General features: G+C 53.9%; 16 protein-coding genes. 9 read left to right on the forward strand and 7 right to left on the reverse strand.

Features of this window, described 5'->3' with window-relative positions; translation table 11 throughout:
* Window positions 1–539: 539 nt before the first annotated feature.
* The 5 genes from mnmE to rpmH form a co-directional block, all read right to left on the reverse strand.
* Window positions 540–1,910, reverse strand: coding sequence for a tRNA uridine-5-carboxymethylaminomethyl(34) synthesis GTPase MnmE (gene mnmE, locus ACLEJU_RS08775; RefSeq protein ID WP_435421847.1), 1,371 nt, complete (start codon window positions 1,908–1,910; stop codon window positions 540–542).
* Between the two features lie 86 nt (window positions 1,911–1,996).
* Window positions 1,997–3,673 carry a membrane protein insertase YidC gene (gene yidC, locus ACLEJU_RS08780; protein ID WP_435421848.1) on the reverse strand — a complete coding sequence of 559 codons (1,677 nt, stop codon included), beginning with the start codon at window positions 3,671–3,673 and terminating at the stop codon, window positions 1,997–1,999.
* 2 nt (window positions 3,674–3,675) lie between these two features.
* Window positions 3,676–3,921: a membrane protein insertion efficiency factor YidD gene (gene yidD, locus ACLEJU_RS08785; protein ID WP_079230263.1), complete on the reverse strand. Its 246-nt coding sequence runs from the start codon at window positions 3,919–3,921 to the stop codon at window positions 3,676–3,678.
* Window positions 3,914–4,318 carry a ribonuclease P protein component gene (gene rnpA / locus ACLEJU_RS08790; RefSeq protein WP_079230262.1) on the reverse strand — a complete coding sequence of 135 codons (405 nt, stop codon included), beginning with the start codon at window positions 4,316–4,318 and terminating at the stop codon, window positions 3,914–3,916. The genes yidD and rnpA overlap by 8 nt, the downstream gene beginning before the upstream one ends.
* A 13-nt stretch (window positions 4,319–4,331) precedes the next feature.
* A complete protein-coding gene (gene rpmH / locus ACLEJU_RS08795) occupies window positions 4,332–4,466 on the reverse strand; it encodes a 50S ribosomal protein L34 (RefSeq protein ID WP_003253163.1) in 135 nt (44 codons plus the stop codon).
* A gap of 581 nt (window positions 4,467–5,047) precedes the next feature.
* On the opposite strand from rpmH, the gene dnaA reads away from it, so the two are divergent.
* From dnaA to ACLEJU_RS08835, 8 genes are all read left to right on the forward strand, one after another.
* Entirely contained in the window at window positions 5,048–6,586 is a 1,539-nt protein-coding gene (dnaA, locus tag ACLEJU_RS08800; RefSeq protein ID WP_435421849.1) for a chromosomal replication initiator protein DnaA, read from the forward strand.
* 40 nt (window positions 6,587–6,626) lie between these two features.
* Complete coding sequence (gene dnaN, locus ACLEJU_RS08805) at window positions 6,627–7,730, forward strand: DNA polymerase III subunit beta (protein ID WP_435421850.1); 1,104 nt, start codon at window positions 6,627–6,629, stop codon at window positions 7,728–7,730.
* Between the two features lie 15 nt (window positions 7,731–7,745).
* Window positions 7,746–8,849 (forward strand): DNA replication/repair protein RecF, encoded by a 1,104-nt coding sequence (recF, locus tag ACLEJU_RS08810; protein WP_103448388.1) that lies wholly within the window; start codon window positions 7,746–7,748, stop codon window positions 8,847–8,849.
* Window positions 8,850–8,853: 4 nt separating this feature from the next.
* The gene (gyrB, locus tag ACLEJU_RS08815) at window positions 8,854–11,274 is read left to right on the forward strand and encodes a DNA topoisomerase (ATP-hydrolyzing) subunit B (RefSeq protein WP_435421851.1); all 2,421 of its coding nucleotides are present in this window, start codon (window positions 8,854–8,856) and stop codon (window positions 11,272–11,274) included.
* 822 nt (window positions 11,275–12,096) lie between these two features.
* On the forward strand, window positions 12,097–12,735 hold the full coding sequence (locus tag ACLEJU_RS08820) for a TnsA endonuclease N-terminal domain-containing protein (protein WP_435421852.1): 639 nt from the start codon (window positions 12,097–12,099) through the stop codon (window positions 12,733–12,735).
* Window positions 12,716–14,677: an integrase gene (locus ACLEJU_RS08825; protein ID WP_435421853.1), complete on the forward strand. Its 1,962-nt coding sequence runs from the start codon at window positions 12,716–12,718 to the stop codon at window positions 14,675–14,677. Before ACLEJU_RS08820 ends, ACLEJU_RS08825 begins: the two co-directional genes overlap by 20 nt.
* Window positions 14,674–15,609, forward strand: a complete 936-nt coding sequence (locus ACLEJU_RS08830; RefSeq protein WP_435421854.1) for a TniB family NTP-binding protein — start codon at window positions 14,674–14,676, stop codon at window positions 15,607–15,609. The genes ACLEJU_RS08825 and ACLEJU_RS08830 overlap by 4 nt, the downstream gene beginning before the upstream one ends.
* A gap of 76 nt (window positions 15,610–15,685) precedes the next feature.
* Window positions 15,686–17,512: a TniQ family protein gene (locus ACLEJU_RS08835; protein ID WP_435421855.1), complete on the forward strand. Its 1,827-nt coding sequence runs from the start codon at window positions 15,686–15,688 to the stop codon at window positions 17,510–17,512.
* A 123-nt stretch (window positions 17,513–17,635) separates the two neighbouring features.
* Here ACLEJU_RS08835 and ACLEJU_RS08840 read toward each other — a convergent pair whose 3' ends face one another.
* Both ACLEJU_RS08840 and ACLEJU_RS08845 read right to left on the reverse strand, forming a co-directional pair.
* On the reverse strand, window positions 17,636–18,976 hold the full coding sequence (locus tag ACLEJU_RS08840) for an ATP-dependent nuclease (protein ID WP_435421856.1): 1,341 nt from the start codon (window positions 18,974–18,976) through the stop codon (window positions 17,636–17,638).
* Window positions 18,973–20,118, reverse strand: coding sequence for a DUF262 domain-containing protein (locus ACLEJU_RS08845; RefSeq protein WP_435421857.1), 1,146 nt, complete (start codon window positions 20,116–20,118; stop codon window positions 18,973–18,975). The genes ACLEJU_RS08840 and ACLEJU_RS08845 overlap by 4 nt, the downstream gene beginning before the upstream one ends.
* 690 nt (window positions 20,119–20,808) lie before the next feature.
* Between ACLEJU_RS08845 and ACLEJU_RS08850 the strand changes: the two genes are divergently transcribed.
* Window positions 20,809–22,200: an RES domain-containing protein gene (locus ACLEJU_RS08850; RefSeq protein WP_435421887.1), complete on the forward strand. Its 1,392-nt coding sequence runs from the start codon at window positions 20,809–20,811 to the stop codon at window positions 22,198–22,200.
* The last annotated feature ends 1,279 nt before the right edge of the window (window positions 22,201–23,479 follow it).

A 23,479-nucleotide genomic window follows, 5' to 3' on the forward strand; every position in this document is an offset into this window, starting at 1 on the left:
TTGCGAATAGAGAAGGTAAGCGGACAAGTATAGGGACTTCACCCCCTCTAAAGGAACCGTCTGAGCAAATTTTGACCAGTCTGTGGATGAATGGCAGACAACAGAAATCAAAGAGAAGAAATTTAAAAAAGCTTTGTTTTTATGTTTATTCTTATGCACAGACTTCTCTGTGGATAAGGTTCTCTAGGCCAATACATACATGGTGTACAGAGGAATTGAACCCTGTGGCTTACCCACCATGAGGGGTTTGGATAACGTCCTTTAGCCTGTGGATTAAATGCCTGTTTACCCACAGGCGGATTTTTCCTCAGAAAAAAAGCCTGCTTATCAACGGAGCTGAAGGCGGGTTTTCCACAGGGCTCCTAAGGAGCTTTTTGTATCTGTGGATGGATTTCCGTATGCCTGAGCAGGCCTCTTCGCGGCTAAAGCCTCTCCTACAGGGGTGGGGGTTGGTATTTGAAAGATCCGACGAGTGGATAAATTGCAGGCAAAAAAAAGCCGCTCCCGGAGGAGCGGCCTTGGTTTTAGCCAGCTGTGGATTACTTGCCGATGCAGAAACTGGAGAAAATCCGCCCCAGCAGGTCATCGGAACTGAACGCACCGGTGATTTCACCCAGCGCCTGCTGCGCCTGACGCAAGTCCTCGGCCAGCAGTTCACCCGCGCCAGCCAGGGTCAACTGTGCGCGACCATGCTCCAGGTGCGAACTGGCCTGGCGCAAGGCATCCAGGTGGCGCCGGCGGGCGCTGAAACCGCTCTCGGCGGTCTGTTCATAACCCATGCAGGCCTTGAGGTGATCGCGCAGCAGTTGTAGCCCCTGATCGTCCCCTTTGGCGCTCAGGGTGATGGTCACGTGGCCGTCGTCGCATTGTTCCAGGCCTACCCGCTCACCGCTGAGATCGGCCTTGTTGCGAATCAGAGTGACCTTGCCCGGGTCTGGCCGCTGGTCGAGAAACTCAGGCCACAGGGCAAACGGGTCACTGGCCTCGGGGGCGGTGGAGTCGACCACCAGCAGCACTCGGTCGGCCTCGCCAATGGCCTTCAGCGCGCGTTCCACGCCGATCTTTTCCACATGGTCGTCGGTATCCCGCAGGCCGGCGGTATCGACCACATGCAGTGGCATGCCATCGATGTGGATATGTTCGCGCAGGATGTCCCGGGTGGTGCCGGCGATGTCGGTAACGATTGCCGCCTCACGCCCCGCCAGCTGGTTCAGCAGGCTCGATTTGCCGGCATTTGGCCGGCCGGCGATGACCACCGTCATGCCATCACGCAGCAAGGCGCCCTGCCCGGCCTCTCGCTGCACGGTGGATAACTCGCTGCGTACCGCATCGAGCATCGACAACACATGGCCATCGGCAAGGAAGTCGATTTCCTCTTCAGGAAAGTCGATCGCGGCCTCGACGTAGATGCGCAGGGCAATCAACGCCTCCGTCAGGCTGTGCACACGCTTGGAGAACTCCCCCTGCAGCGAGCGCAAGGCATTGCGCGCAGCCTGGCTGGAGCTCGCTTCAATCAGGTCGGCAATGGCTTCGGCCTGGGCCAGGTCGAGCTTGTCGTTGAGAAACGCACGCTCGCTGAACTCGCCCGGACGCGCCAGACGGCAGCCAACTTGAAGACACCGCTGCAGCAGCATATCCAGGACCACAGGGCCGCCATGCCCCTGCAGCTCGAGTACATCCTCACCCGTGAACGAGTTGGGGCCTGGGAAGTACAGCGCGATGCCTTCATCCAGCACCAGGCCATCCTCGTCGCGGAATGGCCCGTAGTGGGCGTGGCGTGGCGTCAGCGTTCGGCCGGTAATCAGCTGCCCCGCCCTGCTCGCCAATGGCCCTGACAACCTCACGATACCGACACCTCCGCGGCCCTGGGCAGTGGCGATGGCGACGATGGTTTCACGCACAGTGTTCATGCTCGAAAGCCTCTACGACAAAAACGACAGATAGCAAAAACGCCCCCGAAGGGGCGTTTTTATTCACAGGCTAGCGCAGTAGCCCGTCAAGCAGCAGCTTTTTTGGTGGCTGCTTCGATACGGCGGGTGATGTACCACTGCTGGGTGATCGATAGGCAGTTGTTCACAACCCAGTACAGCACCAGACCAGCCGGGAACCACAGGAAGAAGAAGGTGAAGATGATCGGCATCATTTTCATCACCTTGGCCTGCATCGGATCTGGCGGAGTCGGGTTCAGACGCTGCTGGATGAACATGGTGGCACCCATGATGATCGGCAGGATGAAGAACGGATCCTTGATCGACAGGTCAGTGATCCACAGCATCCACGGAGCCTGGCGCATCTCGACGCTTTCCAGCAGTACCCAGTACAGGGACAGGAACACCGGCATCTGCACCAGGATCGGCAAGCAGCCGCCCAGCGGGTTGATCTTCTCTTTCTTGTACAGCTCCATCATCGCCTGGGACATCTTCTGGCGATCGTCACCGAAGCGTTCCTTCAGTGCGGCGAGCTTCGGTGCCACGGCACGCATGCGCGCCATCGAGCGGTAGCTGGCAGCCGACAGCGGGAAGAACAGGCCCTTGATGAGCATGGTCAGCACGATGATCGACCAGCCCCAGTTGCCCAGCAGGCTGTGGATATGTTGCAACAGCCAGAAGATCGGCTGGGCGATGAACCACAGGAAGCCGTAGTCGACGGTCAGTTCCAGGCCTGGGGACAACTCTTTCAGCTTGGACTGGATCTTCGGACCGGCATACAGCATGGCGCTAGTTTCAACCTTGCCGCCAGCAGGAACGCTGAGGGCCGGGCCGGTATAGCCGATGATGTAGTTGCCCTGGCTGTCCTTGCGGGTCTGGACAACATTGTTGTCCGATTTGGCCGGAATCCACGCGGTCACGAAGTAGTGCTGCAGCCAGGCAACCCAGCCGCCCGACACATTTTCTTTCAAACTACCTTTGTCGATATCCTTCATCGAGACCTTTTTGTAAGGCTCGGAAGCTGTCCACATGGCGGCGCCCAGGTAGGTCGCGGTGCCGGTGGCGGTGCTCGACGATGGATCGGAACTGGCGTCACGCTTGAGCTGGGCAAACATGTTGCCGTTCCAGGCCTGGCCGCTCTGGTTGTCGATCAGGTAGCTGACGGTCAGGTCGTACTCACCGCGCTTGAAGCTGAAGCGCTTGATGTAGTTGACGCCGTTGTCGCTGAACTTGAGGTCGACGACCAGTTGGTCCTGGCCATCAGCCAGCTGGTAGCTCTTCTGCTCGGCAGCGTACAGCGGGCGACCCGACGAACGGGCATCCGGGCCGTTGGCGCCGGTCAGGCCGCTTTGTGCCAGGTAGACACGCTCGCCGCCGTTGTCGAACAGCTGGAACGGAATGTCCGGATGGTCCTGACGGCGTGGGTATTTCGGCAGGTTCAGCTGGACGATGTCACCACCGACCGGATCGATAGCCAGTTCCAGGACATCGGTCTTGATCCGGATCAGATCCTTGCTGACCGCGGCCGGAGCCAGTTCGGCAGGGCTGGATTCGGCATTGGCGCTAGGCACATCGGCGCTGGCGGTACCGGCCGGCACGCCATCGGGCAAGGCCGGGGCAACAGTGCTGGCAGCAGTATTCTGAGTCGGCAGGGCAGCCTGGCCGTAGTCCTCGTTCCACTTGAGGACCATGACGTAGGACACGATTGCCAGGGCGACGATCAGGATCGTGCGTTTAATATCCATGATTACTCGGCTATCGAAGAAGTACGGGAGGAAGGAGCGGGGGGAACGGGATCGAAACCGCCGTCGTTCCACGGATGACAACGCCCCAGGCGACGAACGGCTAGCCACCCGCCACGCAAGAGACCATGGTTCTCAATGGCTTCAAGAGCGTAACAGGAGCAACTGGGGTAGAAACGACAGTGGTTGGCCATCAGGGGACTGATGGCGTAACGGTAAAACTGGATCGGAACGAGGGCCAGTTTACGCATTTTGACTGTCTACCCCTGCGGAATCGGCGTTTGCCGCTGGAGTTGGCCGGCTGCGCGCCAGGCGTTTCCAGAGCTTGCCAAAGTGTTGGTGCAATTCCGGGTTTTCTATCTCACCCAATCCCTTGCGCGCGACGATCACTATATCCAGGCCACCCAGCATTTGCTGGTTGAGCCGGAAGGAATCGCGCATCAAGCGCTTGAGGCGGTTGCGTTGAACGGCGAGCTTGACGCTCTTCTTGCCGATCACCAGGCCGAGGCGCGGGTGATCCAGGCCGTTCTCGCGAGCAAGGATCAGCAGGTTTTTCCCTGGAACCTTGCCGGTTGGGGAGTCGAAGACCGCTTTGAAGTGCCGGGGTGTAAGCAGTCGCTTTTCCCGACTGAAGTCCTGACTCACCACCTGTGCCGAAAAATCAAATGGCCAGACGCTTACGGCCTTTGGCACGACGACGCGACAGAACAGCGCGGCCGTTCTTGGTAGCCATACGGGCACGGAAGCCGTGGGTGCGAGCGCGCTTGATGGTGCTTGGTTGGAAAGTACGTTTCATGGCGTTGTTACCTGGTTTGTCGACTACGGGCCGGAATGGCCCCCTTTTTAAGAGATCGGCGATTCTAGAGAAAGCAAGCCCATAGGTCAATTTCCAACCAGCCTTTCCTTATAGAAGGCGCCCTGACGGCTGGATGCCAGGGAGGGTTGCTCATCCAGGCAGGCGGACGACAAAATGAAAAAAAGAAGAGACATATAAAAAGCTTTTCTGAAGAACTTATAAATCTTAGGTGGATAACTTTCTGTGGATAACGTAATGCAGGCCTTTAATTACGTGCTGTACAGAGATTTATAACGTTGTCGGTAACACGTGCTGCGCTTGTGTCGGACGTGCGGAAAGCCTGTGGATAGAAGGTCTCGTTATCCACAGCAGAGTTATCAACAGGGTTGACCTCGTGGTTGTGCATAGCCCTCATGGCTAGTTATCAACAGGCCTTATTCACAGAGGTTGGAAGACGTTTTTGCCGCTAAATGGCTGTTTTGTCATGGCTCAGAATGTTTCCACATGTGGATAACTGATCGCTCGACCGGTACAATGGCGGTTTGTTTTGCCTCATCCGGCTTTCAACTCAGGGGATATCCGTGTCAGTGGAACTTTGGCAGCAGTGCGTGGAGCTTCTGCGCGATGAACTGCCTGCCCAGCAATTCAACACCTGGATCCGTCCGCTACAGGTCGAAGCCGAAGGCGACGAGTTGCGCGTCTATGCGCCTAACCGTTTCGTGCTCGATTGGGTGAATGAAAAGTACCTTGGCCGTCTGCTCGAACTGTTGGGTGAAAACGGCAGCGGCATGGCGCCAGCCCTTTCCTTGTTAATAGGCAGCCGTCGCAGCTCTGCGCCACGCGCTGCACCCAATGCCCCCGTCAGTGCTGCAGTCGCGGCTTCGCTTGCACACAGCCAGACCCAACAGGCCGCTGCGCCTGCGGCCGCCGCGGTTGCCGAGCCGGTTCAAGCGCCAGTAGCCGAACCGGTGCAGGTGAATGACACTGCTGAGTCGGCTTCGCGTGACAGCTTCGATGGCATGGGCGACAGCGGTTCGGCTCCCGTTGCTGGCAGCCGTACCGAGCAACGCACGGTCCAGGTGGAAGGCGCGCTCAAGCACACCAGCTATCTGAACCGCACCTTTACCTTCGAGACCTTTGTCGAAGGTAAGTCGAACCAGCTGGCCCGCGCTGCGGCCTGGCAGGTCGCCGACAACCCCAAGCATGGTTACAACCCGCTGTTCCTTTATGGTGGCGTGGGCCTGGGTAAGACCCACCTGATGCATGCTGTGGGTAACCACCTGCTGAAGAAGAACCCGAATGCCAAGGTCGTGTACCTGCATTCCGAGCGCTTCGTCGCGGACATGGTCAAGGCGCTGCAGCTCAACGCAATCAATGAATTCAAGCGTTTCTACCGTTCGGTCGATGCGCTGCTGATCGACGACATCCAGTTCTTCGCCCGTAAAGAGCGTTCCCAGGAAGAGTTCTTCCACACCTTCAACGCCTTGCTCGAGGGCGGCCAGCAGGTGATTCTCACCAGCGACCGTTACCCGAAGGAGATCGAAGGCCTGGAAGAGCGCCTGAAGTCGCGCTTCGGCTGGGGTCTGACGGTGGCTGTCGAGCCGCCCGAACTGGAAACCCGCGTGGCGATCCTGATGAAGAAGGCCGACCAGGCCAAGGTCGAACTGCCGCATGATGCTGCGTTCTTCATTGCCCAGCGCATTCGCTCCAACGTACGTGAACTCGAAGGCGCCCTGAAGCGGGTGATCGCTCACTCGCACTTCATGGGCCGTGACATCACCATCGAGCTGATTCGCGAGTCGTTGAAGGACCTGCTGGCGCTTCAGGACAAGCTGGTGAGTGTGGATAACATCCAGCGCACCGTGGCCGAGTACTACAAGATCAAGATCGCCGATCTGTTGTCCAAACGCCGTTCGCGCTCCGTTGCGCGCCCGCGTCAGGTAGCCATGGCACTGTCGAAGGAACTGACCAACCACAGTCTGCCGGAAATCGGTGACATGTTTGGCGGCCGCGACCACACCACCGTGCTGCACGCCTGCCGCAAGATCAACGAATTGAAGGAATCCGACGCGGACATCCGCGAGGACTACAAGAACCTGCTGCGGACGCTGACGACGTGATGGTCGCCAGCGCAGCTAATTGAAGGCAAGGGACTAGACCATGCATTTCACCATTCAACGCGAAGCCCTGTTGAAACCCCTGCAACTGGTCGCCGGTGTCGTCGAGCGCCGCCAGACCTTGCCGGTGCTGTCCAACGTCCTGTTGGTCGTGCAAGGCCAGCAGCTGTCGTTGACCGGTACCGACCTGGAAGTCGAACTGGTTGGCCGCGTGCAACTGGAAGAGCCGGCCGAGCCAGGCGAGATCACTGTCCCGGCGCGCAAGCTGATGGACATCTGCAAGAGCCTGCCGAACGACGTTCTGATCGATATCAAGGTCGATGAGCAGAAGCTCCTGGTCAAAGCCGGCCGTAGTCGTTTCACTTTGTCGACCCTGCCTGCCAACGATTTCCCTACCGTTGAAGAAGGCCCGGGTTCGCTGACCTGCAATCTGGAGCAGAGCAAACTGCGCCGCCTGATCGAGCGCACCAGCTTTGCCATGGCCCAGCAGGACGTGCGTTACTACCTCAACGGCATGCTGCTGGAAGTGTCGCGCAACACCCTGCGTGCGGTTTCCACGGATGGTCACCGCCTGGCGCTGTGCTCGATGAGCGCAGCGATCGAGCAGGATGACCGCCATCAGGTCATCGTTCCTCGTAAAGGTATTCTTGAGCTGGCGCGCCTGCTCACTGATCCGGAAGGCATGGTTAGCATCGTGCTCGGTCAGCACCACATCCGAGCGACCACTGGTGAGTTCACCTTCACCTCCAAACTGGTCGACGGCAAGTTCCCGGACTACGAGCGTGTATTGCCGAAAGGTGGTGACAAGCTGGTCGTCGGTGACCGCCAGGCGCTGCGCGAAGCGTTCAGCCGTACCGCGATTCTTTCCAACGAGAAATACCGCGGTATTCGCCTGCAGTTGGCCGCCGGCCAACTTAAAATCCAGGCCAACAACCCTGAGCAGGAAGAAGCGGAAGAAGAGATCAGCGTGGACTACGAAGGTAGCTCACTGGAGATTGGCTTCAACGTCAGCTACCTGCTGGACGTGCTGGGCGTGATGACTACCGAGCAAGTTCGTCTGATTCTGTCTGACTCCAACAGCAGTGCCCTGCTGCAGGAAGCTGGCAATGACGATTCTTCCTACGTTGTCATGCCGATGCGCCTGTAATCTGTAGCAGGCGAAATGTCCCTTCGACGTATCATGGTCACCGCGGTGCGCAATCTGCACCCGGTGACTCTCTCACCTTCCCCCCGCATCAATATCCTCTACGGCGCAAACGGCAGCGGCAAGACCAGTGTGCTCGAAGCCGTGCACCTGCTTGGCCTCGCCCGGTCATTCCGCAGTACTCGCTTGAACCCGGTCATTCAGTATGAGCAGCCTGCTTGCACCGTGTTTGGCGAAGTTCAGTTGGCTGAAGGTGGTACCAGTAACCTGGGCGTCTCCAGGGAGCGGGCGGGCGAATTCACTATCCGCATCGACGGGCAGAATGCCAAGAGCGCCGCTCAGCTGGCTGAACTGCTACCGTTGCAGCTGATCAACCCAGACAGTTTTAGGTTGCTGGAAGGCGCACCGAAAATCCGCCGGCAGTTTCTCGATTGGGGAGTGTTTCACGTGGAACCTCGGTTCCTGCCAGCCTGGCAACGTCTGCAGAAGGCGCTGCGGCAGCGGAACTCGTGGTTGCGGCATGGTACACTTGACCCAGCTTCGCAAGCCGCCTGGGACCGGGAGTTATGCCTGGCCAGCGCGGAAATAGATGAATACCGTCGCAACTACATCAAGGCCTTGAAGCCCGTCTTCGAGCAAACCCTGAGTGAGCTGGTCGAGCTGGACGGGTTGACCCTGAGCTACTACCGAGGCTGGGACAAGGACCGGGAACTGCAAGAAGTACTCGCCTCCTCTCTCCTTCGCGATCAGCAGATGGGCCATACCCAGGCCGGCCCGCAGCGTGCTGATCTGCGTCTTCGCCTGGCTGCCAATAACGCGGCCGACATCTTGTCGCGTGGTCAGCAAAAGCTGGTGGTTTGCGCACTGCGCATTGCCCAGGGCCATCTCGTCAGTCAGGCTCGCCGCGGCCACTGTATTTATCTTGTTGACGACCTGCCGTCCGAGCTGGATGACCAGCATCGCCGCGCGCTGTGCCGCTTGCTTGAAGAATTACGCTGCCAGGTGTTCATCACCTGTGTAGATCACGAATTACTGAGGGAAGGCTGGCAGACGGAAACGCCAGTTGCCTTGTTCCACGTGGAACAAGGCCGTATCACCCAGACCCACGACCATCGGGAGTGAAGGCATGAGCGAAAATCAAACGTACGACTCCTCCAGCATCAAGGTGCTGAAAGGTTTGGATGCCGTACGCAAGCGTCCCGGCATGTACATTGGCGACACCGATGATGGTAGCGGCCTGCACCACATGGTCTTCGAGGTGGTCGACAACTCGATCGACGAAGCCCTCGCCGGTCACTGCGATGACATCACCGTCATCATCCACACGGACGAATCCATCAGTGTGCGCGACAACGGTCGCGGCATTCCGGTCGACGTGCATAAAGAAGAAGGCGTTTCCGCAGCCGAGGTCATCATGACCGTGCTGCACGCTGGCGGTAAGTTCGACGACAACTCCTACAAAGTATCCGGCGGTCTGCACGGTGTAGGTGTTTCGGTAGTGAACGCCCTCTCCGAGAAGCTGGTGCTGACCGTTCGCCGCAGCGGCAAAATCTGGGAACAGACCTACGTTCATGGTGTTCCACAGGCACCGATGGCCGTTGTCGGTGACAGCGAAACTACCGGTACTCACATCCACTTCAAGCCTTCGGCTGAAACCTTCAAGAACATCCACTTCAGCTGGGACATCCTGGCCAAGCGGATTCGCGAGCTGTCGTTCCTCAACTCGGGCGTCGGCATCCTGCTAAAGGACGAGCGTTCGGGCAAGGAAGAGTTCTTCAAATACGAAGGTGGATTGAAGGCATTCGTTGAATACCTCAACACCAACAAGACCCCGGTCAACTCGCAGGTCTTCCACTTCAACATCCAGCGTGAAGACGGCGTGGGTGTCGAAATTGCCCTGCAGTGGAACGACAGCTTCAACGAAAACCTGCTGTGCTTCACCAACAACATTCCGCAGCGTGACGGCGGTACTCACCTGGTCGGTTTCCGCTCCTCGTTGACCCGTAGCCTGAACAGCTACATCGAGCAGGAAGGTCTGGCCAAGAAGAACAAGGTTGCCACCACCGGCGACGATGCCCGTGAAGGCCTGACTGCGATCATTTCGGTGAAGGTGCCGGATCCGAAGTTCAGCTCGCAGACCAAGGACAAGCTGGTCTCCTCGGAGGTGAAAACCGCCGTGGAACAAGAGATGAACAAGTACTTCGCCGACTTCCTGCTGGAAAACCCGAACGAAGCCAAGGCCGTGGTCGGCAAGATGATCGACGCTGCCCGTGCTCGTGAAGCGGCACGTAAAGCCCGTGAAATGACTCGCCGTAAAGGCGCGTTGGATATCGCCGGCCTGCCGGGCAAACTGGCCGACTGTCAGGAGAAGGACCCTGCTCTTTCCGAACTGTACCTGGTGGAGGGTGACTCCGCAGGTGGCTCGGCCAAGCAAGGCCGTAACCGTCGCACCCAGGCGATCCTGCCGCTGAAGGGCAAGATCCTCAACGTCGAGAAAGCGCGCTTCGACAAGATGATCTCGTCCCAGGAAGTGGGCACGCTCATCACTGCTTTGGGCTGCGGTATCGGCCGCGAAGAGTACAACATCGACAAGCTGCGTTATCACAACATCATCATCATGACCGATGCTGACGTCGACGGTTCGCACATCCGTACCCTGCTGCTGACCTTCTTCTTCCGTCAGCTGCCGGAGCTGGTCGAGCGCGGCTACATCTACATCGCCCAGCCGCCGCTGTACAAGGTCAAGAAAGGCAAGCAGGAGCAGTACATCAAGGACGACGAGGCCATGGAAGAATACATGACCCAATCGGCCCTGGAAGATGCCAGCCTGCATCTGGACGAATCGGCGCCTGCCGTTTCCGGCGTACAATTGGAAACCCTGGTGAATGAATTCCGCGCCGTGATGAAGACGCTCAAGCGCCTCTCCCGCCTGTACCCGGAAGACATCACCGAGCACTTCATTTACCTGCCGGAAATCACTCTCGAGCAACTGGGCGACCACGCCGTGATGCAAGCCTGGCTGGTGAAGTTCCAGGAGCGTCTGAGCAACAGCCAGAAGTCGGGCCTGGTTTATCAGGCCAGCCTGCGCGAAGACAAGGAGCGCAATGTCTGGCTGCCGGAAGTGGAAGTTACCTCCCACGGTCTGGCCAGCTACGTCACCTTCAACCGCGACTTCTTCGGCAGCAACGACTACCGCTCAGTGGTGACCCTGGGTGCCAAGCTGTCTACCCTGCTCGGCGAAGGTGCCTACGTGCAGCGCGGTGAACGTCGCAAGGCAATCATCGAGTTCAAGGAAGCCCTCGACTGGCTGATGAACGAAAGCACCAAGCGCCACACCATCCAGCGATACAAAGGTCTGGGTGAGATGAACCCGGAGCAGCTGTGGGAAACCACCATGGACCCAACCGTCCGCCGCATGCTCAAGGTCACCATCGAAGACGCGATTGCCGCCGACCAGATCTTCAATACTCTGATGGGCGACGCGGTGGAGCCACGCCGTGACTTCATCGAAAGCAATGCGCTGTCGGTATCGAACCTGGACTTCTGATCGCCCTGTAGGTTCACAAAAAAGCTGCACGCTTTCACAGATAGATGACCGGCCGGGCCCAAATCTGGGTCTCCGCCGGTCACCATCAAGCCCGCACTTGCGGGCTTTTTTTGCTTCAAATTCCTGTGGGCACTCTGCCCCCCGGCTGTTCGGAGCCTGGCCGCGTGCGTATGGATGCTGGAAAGGAAAATCAGCCCGAAGGGCTTGGCATGAATCAGGATTGGAGTATCGAATCCAGCAAGTCTTTAATAATGCACCGAATTATAAGCAGCAGATTAATTAAATCTGCTTGTATTAATTTAATACAGATAACAGGAAGCTGTAAGAAACACCAAATTGACTAGTTGGATTAAATGTAGATTTCAATGGAGTGTTGGAATAAGATCTATGACCGCATTTTCTAGCTTCCAGATTGGATGCCTACGCCAATCAGACAGTTGAAGCAAAAACCTAAGATTAAATCGAAACTGCTGGTGCGGAGACAAGCGTCTTGTTTAGAAAGAAAGAGATCAAGGCGATCTCTGGAAATTCTGATTAGTCATTAAATCCAGACCATTCCAGCAGAAAATGGAGGCCCAAATGTAGAAAAACGCGACCAAAACCGAGAGGTTCTGACCGCGCTTAGCGAAGCGGACTTGCGACTTGAGAACCCGCAATGTCTGCTTTTTCGAAGCCCCTGTCAATCCTCTCCCATCTTTTCGACCTTAGCGAGGCCACTCGACGGCACAGTGTTGCCTGTCGAAAGGCCTCCCTTAGCCTGCCCTGCGCCTCTGCTTTTTGGCGCAGCGACGGCGCTCGTTTCGAGACTTTTGGAGGTGTTTCATGACGGTGAGAAAGGTAGTCACACGTCGGTCTAACCACTACCGCGGGGATTTTCCATCGCTAAAAAATCAAAAGCCTGTGCCCTGGGAATCCCAGCTGGAGGGTGCTTTTTTTCGGCTTCTTGAGCTGTCGCCTGCGGTCATCAGCTACGTCGTTCAGCCCAGTGAGGAGCGTGTTCCCTCAGCTCAGGGGTATTTCAAATACTACCCCGACGTACGAGTTTTCCTCTCAGATGGCCGGGACTGGTGGTTTGAGGTGAAGCCGGAAGAACGCCTAAACATAGCCAGAGTTAGAGATCGGCTGGAAACAGCTGAACGCCATTTCATATCTACCGGCCGTAACTTTTCGGTAGTCACTGACAAGCTGATTGAAGAAGAGCCCCTTGCTAGCAACCTTCGTCACTTGATGTCTCACCGGCGTGGTCCAGTGCTTTCGGCTGAGAAGCTTGAGGAGGTGCTCACTGTCCTCAATGACCAGGTCCCCAAGACTGTTTCCGATCTTTTGTTAGCTGTGGGTGAGAGGCCAGGTTGGCGTCTGCTTGGGTTGGGCATTGTGGGTATCGAACTCAATAAGCCCCTCGACACTGACTCCCCGATCTTCCTTCAGGGAGGGCACCGTCATGCAGACCTTTTCTCTTAGGGTGAAATTGGTCGTCATTGTGCGTGGCATCCTGATGGTCCTTGAGAAGAGGCTCATCGACAGAAGGTTGCTCTTTTTCGATGAGCTCGGTGAACCCACGACGCTGTCCGAGAAAGAGTTTTACGAGGGCTACGAGAGGCGTGAGATTGAGGTCACTGCTGATCAGCCTTACCTCGGAAGGGTTCCGTATGTCCGGAACATCCCTCCAGACATTTCATGCTTCCCCGAAAAGCACAGGGGCGAAGCCTTGCGCCGGCGCGAGTACCTGAACGCCTTAACTGAGCGCGGTAAAAACAAGCTGCCGAGTGAAGAAGACATGACTGAAGTTATTAAGAAAATCGCCAAGAAAATTGGGGATGCCTGCGCACCTTCCATATCAACGATTCGACGTTGGGCCTCCAAATACATAGGCGACAATGTCACAAAGCTTATCCCTCAGCATGCCAAAAAAGGCCGGGCTCCTGCGATCCAGGGAGAGCTCAAGGTGATACTCGATGGAGTGATCAACGACAGCTACCTCAAGGACGTGCTGCCTGGGGTAAGTAAGGTCGTGGCTCAGTTCAAAGCCAAAGTAGAGGAGGAAAACTTATCCCGATTGCCTTGCAATCAGCTCAGGATTCCATCCGGGATGACTGTCCGTAGGTATGTCGCAGCCCTGGATCCTTACTTGGTTGATGAAGCTAGGCTGGGGAAACACGCTGCCAAGCAAAAACACCGAACGGCCATAGGTATGCTGCGCGTTCACGAGATTTTGGAGCGGTGGGAGATTGATCACACTCAATTAGACGTGCAGCTGGTGGATGAAACCACCGGGCTTTGTATCGGTCGCCCCTACCTGACGATTGTCATGGATCGATTCTCCCGAATGGTGATGGGCTATCTGCTTCACCTTTCGGCGCCGAATACAGAGACCGTACTTCGGGTCATCGAGCGCGCTATTCGTCCCAAAGCCGAGCTGCTAACGCGCTTTCCTAAGGTGCGGAATGAATGGTGGGCCCGAGGCTTACCGACCCGGATCGTTCCGGACAATGCAGCTGAATTTCACGCTGGTGATCTCATCATGGGGTTCAATGAACTGGGTATTGAGATTATGTACCCAGCTTCCAGGGCTCCTCAGAAAAAAGGAGCGGTGGAACGTTTTTTCAGTACCCAGAACCTGGGGCTGATTCATAACCTACCTGGAACCACCTTCTCGAATATTCAGCAACGGGGAGACTACGACTCAGAGAAGAATGCTTGCTTCACGTTGCCCCAGCTGGAAGCGGTGCTGGTGAAATGGATCGTGGATGGTTATCACCAGACGCCGCACCGCGGACTAGCAATGCGGACCCCTGCCCAGGTCTGGGCGACCAGTGAGGCGAATCACATCATCGCTCTCCCCGTCGATTTAGATTCTTTGGAATGCATTCTGGCCAGGCGCAGCTCGGTGAGGGTTCATCATTATGGAGTCGAGGTCGGGAGGTTGTTCTATCACTCTGCGGAGCTCGCTGAACTGCGGATGCGGCTGGCAGATGGTGAGAAGGTCAATGTTCGTTATCGCGACGAGGCCGGACATGTTTGGGTGCACGATCGCTTCAGAAACTTGTTTTTCCAAGTGCTAGCGAAAGATGAGCGCATGGTTGGCAAGAGCCGAGAGCTGTGGAGGGCTGCAGAAAAAGCGCTGCGGGAAAAATACGGTGAGCAACCCAGCTTCGAAGCTACCCACCAGTGCTATCAGGAAATCATGGAGGATGCAGAAGAGGCTCGCCTTTCGCAAAGTCGCAGACTGCGACGGGCAGCTGCCCGGGCCAAAATTGATAAGGAAGGCCGCATGAGCGAGATCGCGCCTCCCTCTACAGTGCTCGGCGAAATGGAATGGACGGACGATTCAATTGTTCACATACCGCCCGCTGCTGCATTCAAGATTTCAGTGCGTCCTCCTGCTGGGAGTAATAAGCCATGAATCCCATTGACTCGCAAGAGCTCACCTTCTCGCTACGACATCGGTTCATCCATAGTCCTCAGGCGGTACGAGCGTTGACCCGCCTAAGCGAGGTTCACAGGGATAGTCGGCGAACCGGCGCAAGTAATGGATTGCTCATCAAAGGGCCCAGTGGCGTAGGCAAAAGCACATTGATCCTGGAGTACATCCGATCATTAGATGAAAGCGGCAGCATTGATTCTGAGAAACGCACTGTTTTGTATGTCGAGATACCTTCATCTCCAACCAAGAAGAATCTGGCGGCAGCGATGCTGACAGCGCTGAACGATCCATTCGCAACAGCCCGGGGACATTCGGCTGAAGTGAAATTCGCCCGTGTGGTCCTCCTTCTGAAGAACCTCGGCGTGGAGGTGGTGGCTCTCGATGAGGTACAGCACTTGGTCGACTATCGTCGCGACGGCGCATATGAGGCAGCAGATTGGATCAAGAGCCTGATGAACGAGACCAATATCACGTTCGTTCTGCTTGGTCTGAAGCGTACCGAAGGACTTCTGACTGCGAACGAGCAGCTGCGTCGCAGGTTCTCAGCCACAGTGGATTATGACCGATTCACTTTGTCCGCTAATTCCTCAATCCACTTCGTGATGCTTCTTCAGGCAATCCAGGGTGAACTGCCAGTTCAGACCTTGAGCTTCACTGAGCCAACAATGATTAAGCGTTTCCACCTGGCCACTTATGGCTTGATTGACTATCTGATGAAGATCCTGGATCGAGCCGTTTGGCTTGTGCACTACAGGGGCCTTGCTGGCATTGAGTTGCCAGTGCTAGCAGAGGCCTTTGAGGATGAGGTGTGGAGCAATGCTACAGGGGAGCGGAACCCCTTTAGTGCGAGCTTCAATTTCCAGCCACTGATTGGGAAGCAAGAGCCGTTCGCGAGGTTTGAGGAGGGCTAGTGCTAACGATGAGGGCTGGGTCTAGCCCAGCCCTACTTTTCTGATTTTTTGTTTCTGATTTCATGGATGTGCAGAAATGTTTGGTCTTCTAATCAACCCTCGACCTCATCATGACGAAAGTCTCTCAGGCTATTTGCAACGGCTTGCCCGGGCTAACGGACTCACCGGTATCGACGCGCTCAAAGCTTTCAAGCAGGCGGACGACTCTGATGTTAACGAGTGGATTCACCATGTTGATACACCGCGGAGTTGGTCTGAGGCAGCAGTCGAGCTGCGTTCACCCATAACCAGGCCTTTTAAAATTTGGTCAGTGCGCAGTACCAGGTTTTGCGCGCAGTGCCTGGTTGAGGGAGGCTATTGGAGGGAGGCTTGGGAAATCACTTTGGTCACCTCGTGTACTTCCCACCGAACCGAACTCTTAGACTGCTGCCCGCATTGCAGCGCGAAAACCTGTCGTAACTCGATGCTCGATAATAGATGCAAAGCATGCGGGTTGCCGCTTGGTGGCCATGGTCCTGAGGAATGCACACGGTTTGCTAGCGAACCGTGCCAGTGGTTGTCCTCGGCGTTGGAGAAAGCGTTCTACTCACCGCCTTTGTCGGATGCTGGCGGACTGTCAGGGCTACCCTTCAACGATCTGCATGAGCTCGCGGCGCGTTTCGCTGTCCGGCGCACACGAGCTCAAACATTGATGCAACTTAAAGTCCCGGATATGTCCTCGATGAGTGTCCCTAGGACGTTGGCAGATGCTGCAGGCAGGATACTCATGGAGTGGCCCACCGCATTCAGAAAGTTTCTCGGCGACCTCAAGCACAACCATTCCAGTTCCGGCGAGTGGAAGGTGACAAGCGCTTTTGGTCCCATCTACCGAGATATCCATCATAGCTTGAGTGCTCCTTGCTTCAGCTTTGTCCGAGACGAATTTGAGTCTTACTTACTTGACGAATGGGCGGCACCGTTGTCGAACCGGAATCGGTACCTCAGCCACCAGGGGTTATCGAGAGCCGCAGTGGTGAATCTTTGCCTGCGCGGGCTCATTGACCACCGGGAGGAAAAGAGAGGTTCGCGGTTACTTAGAGTCGTCCACCTTGGACAGCTTCAAGAGGTGTCTTATCACAGACACGCGGCGGTTACGTTGAACGGGGCTTCTAAGATACTAGGTCTCAGCATGACGCGCGTCCGCCAACTCCTCTCGGCCGGCCTTCTTGAATTCTTTGGAGACCACCAAGTGGGTCGCAGCCCATGGTTGGTGGCTAGAGATTCACTTGATGAGTTGATGCCGGATGTTGTCGATCTGGTAGCTGAATCGGGGCTGGTGACGATCAGTTTCATTGCCAAACACTATTTACCTGCAGGGGGAGGTCTCGTCGAATTACTTCAAGCAATCAAGTCCGGTGCCCTACAGGCCTATCGTAGCGATGAGGATGAGTCGGCGGCCTTGGGTCAGTTGTTAGTGAATTCAGCTGATCTCTCTCTGTGGATGGAGGAACGTTTTCGAGGAAGCGATTTGAAATTCTCCGGATTATCGGTTCCCCAAGCAGCAGTGATACTGGGGGTCAAGGAGGAAGTCGCCTACGCTTGCGTCCGTTTGGGACTGCTAAAAAGTAATCCTGCGAAAATTGGCCGGTGCACTCAGCACCGAGTCACTCCGAAGGCGATTGAAACGTTCAGGCAGAGGTACATCCTTGGCCCTGAGATTGCAGCTTACTTGGGAATGTCCCCTAGAGACTCACTCAGGCTTCTATGGGACATTAGGTTCAGACCTGTTGCCGGCCCGACAATGGTGAATGCTTCCTGTCGACAATACGTATGGTCGCGAAGCAAGAAATTGATTGACTACCTTGTGTGGAGGACCACTCACGGCAGTGACCCAGATGCCGCGCAGGCGTCTGTCCACGCCTAGCAACTCAGGCTGTGAGAAGGATGCCAATGGACCTATGTTGATAATCCTCAAGTCCCAGTTTGGGACTTGAGCATCGGTTTCTGTTGAAAAAATGCCAGTTTTTAATGCCGCTAGTAAAAATGGCTAAGACTGGATCTTCTCTATTAGGGAGGCGCATGCCTCACTATGTTTGTTGAGCCACACTTGGAATGCGCACTCAAGAATCAAGTATTCTTTGACGCCTGATCTTTTGGATAGCTCTACAAAGTAGTCATGATGATTAGTTCCGTTAACAGATTCTAGGCTGTCTTGGATTTTTCTCTTAAAGCGCTCAGGGAAGGCGTCAATAAATTCTGCTAGGGATGAACTTACAGCTTCAATTAAATCTTCTTCGGGCGCTTCTTTTCCAGGGAGGGTTAATGAGTATTTTTTTTCATCCTCATTAAATGTAATTCCTTTTTTATTAATATCGGCATCATAAATTAGGAGTATCTTGCTATCGCCCTTGTCGATGATGCGACTATATATTTCAGAAAGGTCAGACTCCCCATTCTTACAACAAAACACGATGGTGTCATGTTTCCATGCAGGAAGAAAATTATCAAGAATAGACTCTAAAACAAATTTCGCCTTAGCATCTTCAACGAGCAAGATTTTTTTTTGCTCGTGCGTTATGCCGATGTTGTTAAGAATCGATTTGTTCGCTCGTTCAATACTCAGCTTACCTCCACTCTTACTCACTGTGAATGAGTGATTGTATCCAATCGCATCTAGTATGTATGGAGAGTGGGTGGCAGTAATGACTTGAATGTTGTTTTTTTTCGAGCTTGCGGAGAACTCGATGAAAACATGTGAAAGTCTCGTTTGGGCAAGAGGACTGAGAAAGGTTTCAGGCTCGTCAATTAGAAAAACGTTGAAATCTTCAGTGGTTGCCATAATCCAAACGATAAGTATCGCGTAGATTTCTCCGTGAGAGAGATTGAGAGTGTCCCAGGTTACATCGTTCTTCTCAGCTAAAATGTACTGAAAGGTTGCTTCCTCGTTTGCATGCTGACCCTCTGTATTTTCTAAAGTCAAAATAGATATTTTTTTAAAATTCGAGTGAATTATATAATTGACTCTATCTATCAGAATTTGGGTGAAATCGAAGGGCTCGAACGCCTGAATCAGCTCGTCAAAGCTTCCTTGTGACTTAAGTTGAATTGTTTTTCTTATGCTCTGCGATACTAATTCAGCTGGACTAATATAAATCGATTTTGGGTCGAATTTGTGTATTTCGAATCCGTCTACTGTAGAGATTATCTCAGTGGTTTCTATGGACTTCAAAAGCCTAGTTTTTCCAGATCCATTCAGCCCGCAAAAGGTATTTATCAAGTGAAACTTTAGTTCTCTTCCATCGGATGTACATAAAGCACGCGTCGCGCCTTCATTGGGGTTCGCAAAGACTAATTTTCTTCGCATGTCACCTAGTGATGCCAATTTCATGCGATAGAACCCCAGTGATTGTTAATTAAAATATCGTATGCCTCGTCTGTTTGTAGTTCGCTTAGCTTGTAGCTCAACTCACTAATGGTTTCATGAATATCCTTGTTCATGGTACCTGGTAGAACTTGTGCGTTGAAAGCTGTGTAATATAAGAAGAATCTTCGGATGATTAAGGATTTTGAATCGTTGACGCTGGTGCTTAAGCGATAGGTATATTCTTTTAGGAGCCATGCATCCAAAACTGAAGAAGTGCTGAGTATTTGTTCTCTTAAAGAGAGTGCACTCTTGTATTTATTAAGGAATGCTTCTACTTCAACGTGAGTAAAACTGTGCGAGTGTTCAGATATAAATTCAATGATTGAAAATAAAGAAGGTTTGCTTAGTTTTAACTTACCTGTTCTATGGATTGCATTTATTAGTAGCTCCAATGACGTTGCAATTCTTGATTCGATGTCGTGGCTAAACGAAATATGTGACCGGTACCGATCAGTGATTTCCGCATCAGTCATTTTACGAGATAATGATTTTGTCTCTAGCGCTAACATTACTCGAACGATCACGTCGTGATACGAAAGGCGAGTATTAGAAAAGCCAATAGTGTCTCGACTATAATTTAGGTCCTCCATTAATAAAACAAGTTTCTTGACCTGCTCTCGAACTTTTCCGTAAAAAGTATTTCTTCTTTCGGCTGAAGTTAGTTTTACGCTTTGATTTAGTCGGAAAAATAATTCAAATGGTTCCGATTCGTTATAGTCGGTTATATCGAACATTCTGATTGAGTAATTTTGAAACCTTTTCTTTACTTGTTCGGGAAGATCTTTGTAGTAGAGGTTGTGTAAGCTCTCAATCTCGGTGCTAGATGGTTGGATAAGTCCATCGATTTTATATTTGTTGTTGTAAAAGTCCATGACTGAAGTTAGTCGTTGATGGCCGTCTAAAACAGCTTTGTCTAAACCGTTTTCACTAGATACCACAAAAACAGGTGGCATTTGCCAGTTTCTTAAAATTGTATCAATGAGCATCTGTTTTTTTGCGGTGTTCCAAACTTCGCCTCTTTGGAAGTCTGGCTCTAAATCAATCTCGTTTTCTTCTACTTGAGAAATTATGGTCCTAATTATTGGATCTTTTGACTCTAGCTTCATTTTAGTAGTAAACCTTTATATCACAACGATGAGGATGGCATTGTGCCTTGACCTTGTCGTCGAATGCTAGCCCCGTTCGATATCATTTGAAATCGATGTTGCCGTTAATGAGTACTGAGGGTATGTACAGTGCGAGTTCATCGCAGGCTGGGGGATGATTAAGCGGTACGAAAATTCTGATGCAGCTTGGGAGCTTGTTGACCTCTTGGAACGGCCTTCGCGCAGCGGTTGAACGTGAGTAAGTGACTGCTTGACGCTCAATATGCTGTAGATACTTTGATTACAGGCTCAGTCTTGCTTTTTCGTCGCCTCTTCGGACCATCTTATGACAGACGCACTGGTGGACGAGGAGCGGACATCTTGGGTGAAATGGAGATCACGGAGCGCTTGATGATCACTGGCGGCGAGCACTAGGATGATGCTCGGCCCACGCGGGCTAGTCGCTTGGCATTCATCACTGTGTCATCGCAAAGCTGGGCAAGGAGTTCCTATAAAACAGACGTTGCTCACTCACCTTCGTTATCGCGGGGTCAGCTCGACAGCTGGAAATAGTTCTCCCAGAGCTCCCAGGTTTGCAAAATACAGACCAAAATGGTTTCTACTCCTTGAGGTTGGGTCATGGATAAGAGTGAGCAAGATGCGTCGAAGTGGGTGTGTTCCGACTGTGTTCAAGAATCATATTTACAAAACATGATTCAGCAGCAACGCGCCGGCACTTGCTCTTACTGCAGTAAGCGTAAGGTTCCTAGGATGGATGTCTTGAGCCTGTCGGAATTGGTGGAGAAGGCTTTCGAGACGCACTTCGAGCGCACAGCTGATGAGCCGACTGCCTATGAGTATGCAATGCTGCGTGATAAAGAAAGTGAATACGACTGGGACCGAACAGGCGAGCCGGTTGTGGAGGTCATTGGCGAGATCTTGGAATGTGATGAAGAGATCGCCGAGGATGTGCAAAGCATCCTGAGCGAAAAGCACGATCGGTACAGTCCAGGAGATGGCTACGATGGTGAGTGTGAGTTTTCTTCCGAATCCCACTATGAGTTAAAAACGGCCTCGACTTCAGCGTGGGTAGAGCGCTGGAACCGCCTTGAGCACAGCCTCAAGCATGAAAGCAGGCTTTTCAATCAAGAGGTCCTAGAGCTATTTCAGTCCGTCTTCTCAGGCTTGGACACGGCTCGCTCCTTCTCACGAGATCTGGCAATCGTCAAAGCTGGTCCGGGTTGCGAGATCGATGGGTTGTACCGAGCGAGGGAGTTTCAATCTGCTGAATCTCTCCAGGATGCGCTCCAGCGACCTGTGGAGGCTTTGGGGCCTCCCCCAGGACGGACTGCTAGAGCAAACCGGATGAACTCATCAGGTGTCTCGGTGTTTTATGGTGCGAGAGAGGAAAAGTCAGCCCTTGCCGAGGTTCGTCCTGTCGTCGGCAGCAAAGTCGTCGTAGCAAAATTCGACATCGTCCGCAGCCTGCAGCTTCTGGACCTAAGAACCTTGGAGCGACTCAGATGCCATGGAAGCTATTTCGATCCTGACTACGGCGCAGAGCTGGAAAGGTACGGCTTTTTGCGCAGTTTAAGCCGCCGACTGGTATTGCCTGTGATGCCGAATGAGCAAGATCACGCATACCTAATCACTCAAGCTGTCGCTGATTATCTGTCGACAGTACAGGCGCCTTCCATCGATGGAATCATCTTCCCTTCAGTCCAGGATGGCGTAGGGGTAAACGTAGTGCTCTTCCATAAGGCTTCCCTCGTGGAAGCCTTGGACTTCCCGACAGATACTCGATTTTCTGCTGAGGTCGAAGACTTCGACTACGACACGGGAAGGTCGTATCCATCCTATTGGCTGCAGGTGGACAAGCCAGCTGAATCCGCCGCGACGTCATCGCGGGTGCTTCCTAATGTTTTTAAGTGGGATTGGGAAACCTATTACGCACGTAACCGTGAGCCTGCTCTTCGACTCGACCTCAAAGCGATTACCGTTCATGCGATCAAAGCCGTCGAGATTAAGGCGGAGGTTCAAGAGGTGCATGTCAGTTATGGCACCTACTCCAAAGATGAGGATGGTAGCTCACACCGTTTCTAGACCCTGTTGTCCAGACTAGCTAGAGCAACGAAGGAACCGGTAGTCGGAGCCATCTCCCAACCTCATTGCGCTCCTGGTGCCCTCCGGTATGGTTGGGAGGTGCCGAGCATAAGACTAAAGTGGTGGGAGTTATCCCCGCCGCCGCGCAATTGGTAGTGAGTTCGCCAGTGATTATGACTGCCCCCGAGGGCTGAGGCAGATCAGGGGCGGCTACCCTTACGGCAGTTTGAACCCTCCTCTGGCTTCAGCGAGAAGGATCTGCCGTACAGCTTCTCTGATCGGCCGTGCGATCAGACCGATTGAAGGACAGCTTCTGAGGGGGGACTGGGCTGATGGTTTGCGCGGATTGGTGATTGATCCTGCGGTAAAATCAGTCCGATGATCAGGGCAGACAGCGTGCATCCCCCTGGCAAACAGATTCTCTGAGAGTCGATGATCCACGCCGCTGATGGTGCTAGCTGGCATGGTATTCTCTCCGCTGTGGCTGCGGTAAACGGCAGGCATGAAAAAGCCGCCTTGGAGGGCGGCTAATTCGGCAGAAGCGATTTTTGGAGAAATCGTTCTGTTTAACAGTACTAAAGCGACTCGACGAGCTGAATATAGCGATGCTGACATGGTAAGTAAATGCTCCTACGGAACCCGTTCGGTTACTCAATTTTGAGTAACGAGCGTTTCAGATAGCTTAATCGCGTTTCACGACGTTTCACGAAGCATCATCCGAAATCTGCGCAGATCAGCGCAGAATCGCCAAAAACGAGTGTTATTAACGGTTTAGCCGTAAATTGGCCGCATGATGGCAGAATTTCTGTCCGCATACGGCGCTGTATTGGGTGTGTTGGGTTGGTATTACCGATATCGGTAAACTCTAATTACCGTTCGTCGGAAAAATGAGGCTTACCCTTAAGAAACAAACAATACCGCTATAGGTGGGTGAACCGATCAGTGGTAAAAGATGACGTGCGGTAGCTGTCTATCGCTGGCCCCTTCACCGTTTGAGAATTGGAAACTCTCTGCGGCCGGGAAAGTGGGACCACCAACGGAATTTCTGGGTACTAAAGCGACTCGACATTTCTTTAGTAACCGACCACCAAACCCGGAGAGGTGGTCGGGCCTAGGGCTCCTCCAAACCAAGGACCCTCCCCTATGGGATTGCCCCTTTCTATGCGCCAACTTTGGCGTGGTTTGAGAGCTATCACCGGCATCTACAGCGCCGGTCGCCTGTTCAGTGGAGTGCTGGACATGCTGGATCGCCTTGAGCATTAAGCTTCAGACCCCGCCT

It is taken from the genome of Pseudomonas sp. SMN11, from assembly GCF_052041945.1.
GTDB lineage: Bacteria > Pseudomonadota > Gammaproteobacteria > Pseudomonadales > Pseudomonadaceae > Aquipseudomonas.

Coding starts and splice junctions, on each gene's coding strand:
- mnmE (WP_435421847.1), bottom strand. CDS start 1,910: ATGAACACTGTGCGTGAAACCATCGTCGCCATCGCCACTGCCCAGGGC.
- yidC (WP_435421848.1), bottom strand. CDS start 3,673: ATGGATATTAAACGCACGATCCTGATCGTCGCCCTGGCAATCGTGTCC.
- yidD (WP_079230263.1), bottom strand. CDS start 3,921: ATGCGTAAACTGGCCCTCGTTCCGATCCAGTTTTACCGTTACGCCATC.
- rpmH (WP_003253163.1), bottom strand. CDS start 4,466: ATGAAACGTACTTTCCAACCAAGCACCATCAAGCGCGCTCGCACCCAC.
- dnaN (WP_435421850.1), top strand. CDS start 6,627: ATGCATTTCACCATTCAACGCGAAGCCCTGTTGAAACCCCTGCAACTG.
- recF (WP_103448388.1), top strand. CDS start 7,746: ATGTCCCTTCGACGTATCATGGTCACCGCGGTGCGCAATCTGCACCCG.
- gyrB (WP_435421851.1), top strand. CDS start 8,854: ATGAGCGAAAATCAAACGTACGACTCCTCCAGCATCAAGGTGCTGAAA.
- ACLEJU_RS08820 (WP_435421852.1), top strand. CDS start 12,097: ATGACGGTGAGAAAGGTAGTCACACGTCGGTCTAACCACTACCGCGGG.
- ACLEJU_RS08825 (WP_435421853.1), top strand. CDS start 12,716: ATGCAGACCTTTTCTCTTAGGGTGAAATTGGTCGTCATTGTGCGTGGC.
- ACLEJU_RS08830 (WP_435421854.1), top strand. CDS start 14,674: ATGAATCCCATTGACTCGCAAGAGCTCACCTTCTCGCTACGACATCGG.
- ACLEJU_RS08835 (WP_435421855.1), top strand. CDS start 15,686: ATGTTTGGTCTTCTAATCAACCCTCGACCTCATCATGACGAAAGTCTC.
- ACLEJU_RS08840 (WP_435421856.1), bottom strand. CDS start 18,976: ATGAAATTGGCATCACTAGGTGACATGCGAAGAAAATTAGTCTTTGCG.
- ACLEJU_RS08845 (WP_435421857.1), bottom strand. CDS start 20,118: ATGAAGCTAGAGTCAAAAGATCCAATAATTAGGACCATAATTTCTCAA.
- ACLEJU_RS08850 (WP_435421887.1), top strand. CDS start 20,809: ATGATTCAGCAGCAACGCGCCGGCACTTGCTCTTACTGCAGTAAGCGT.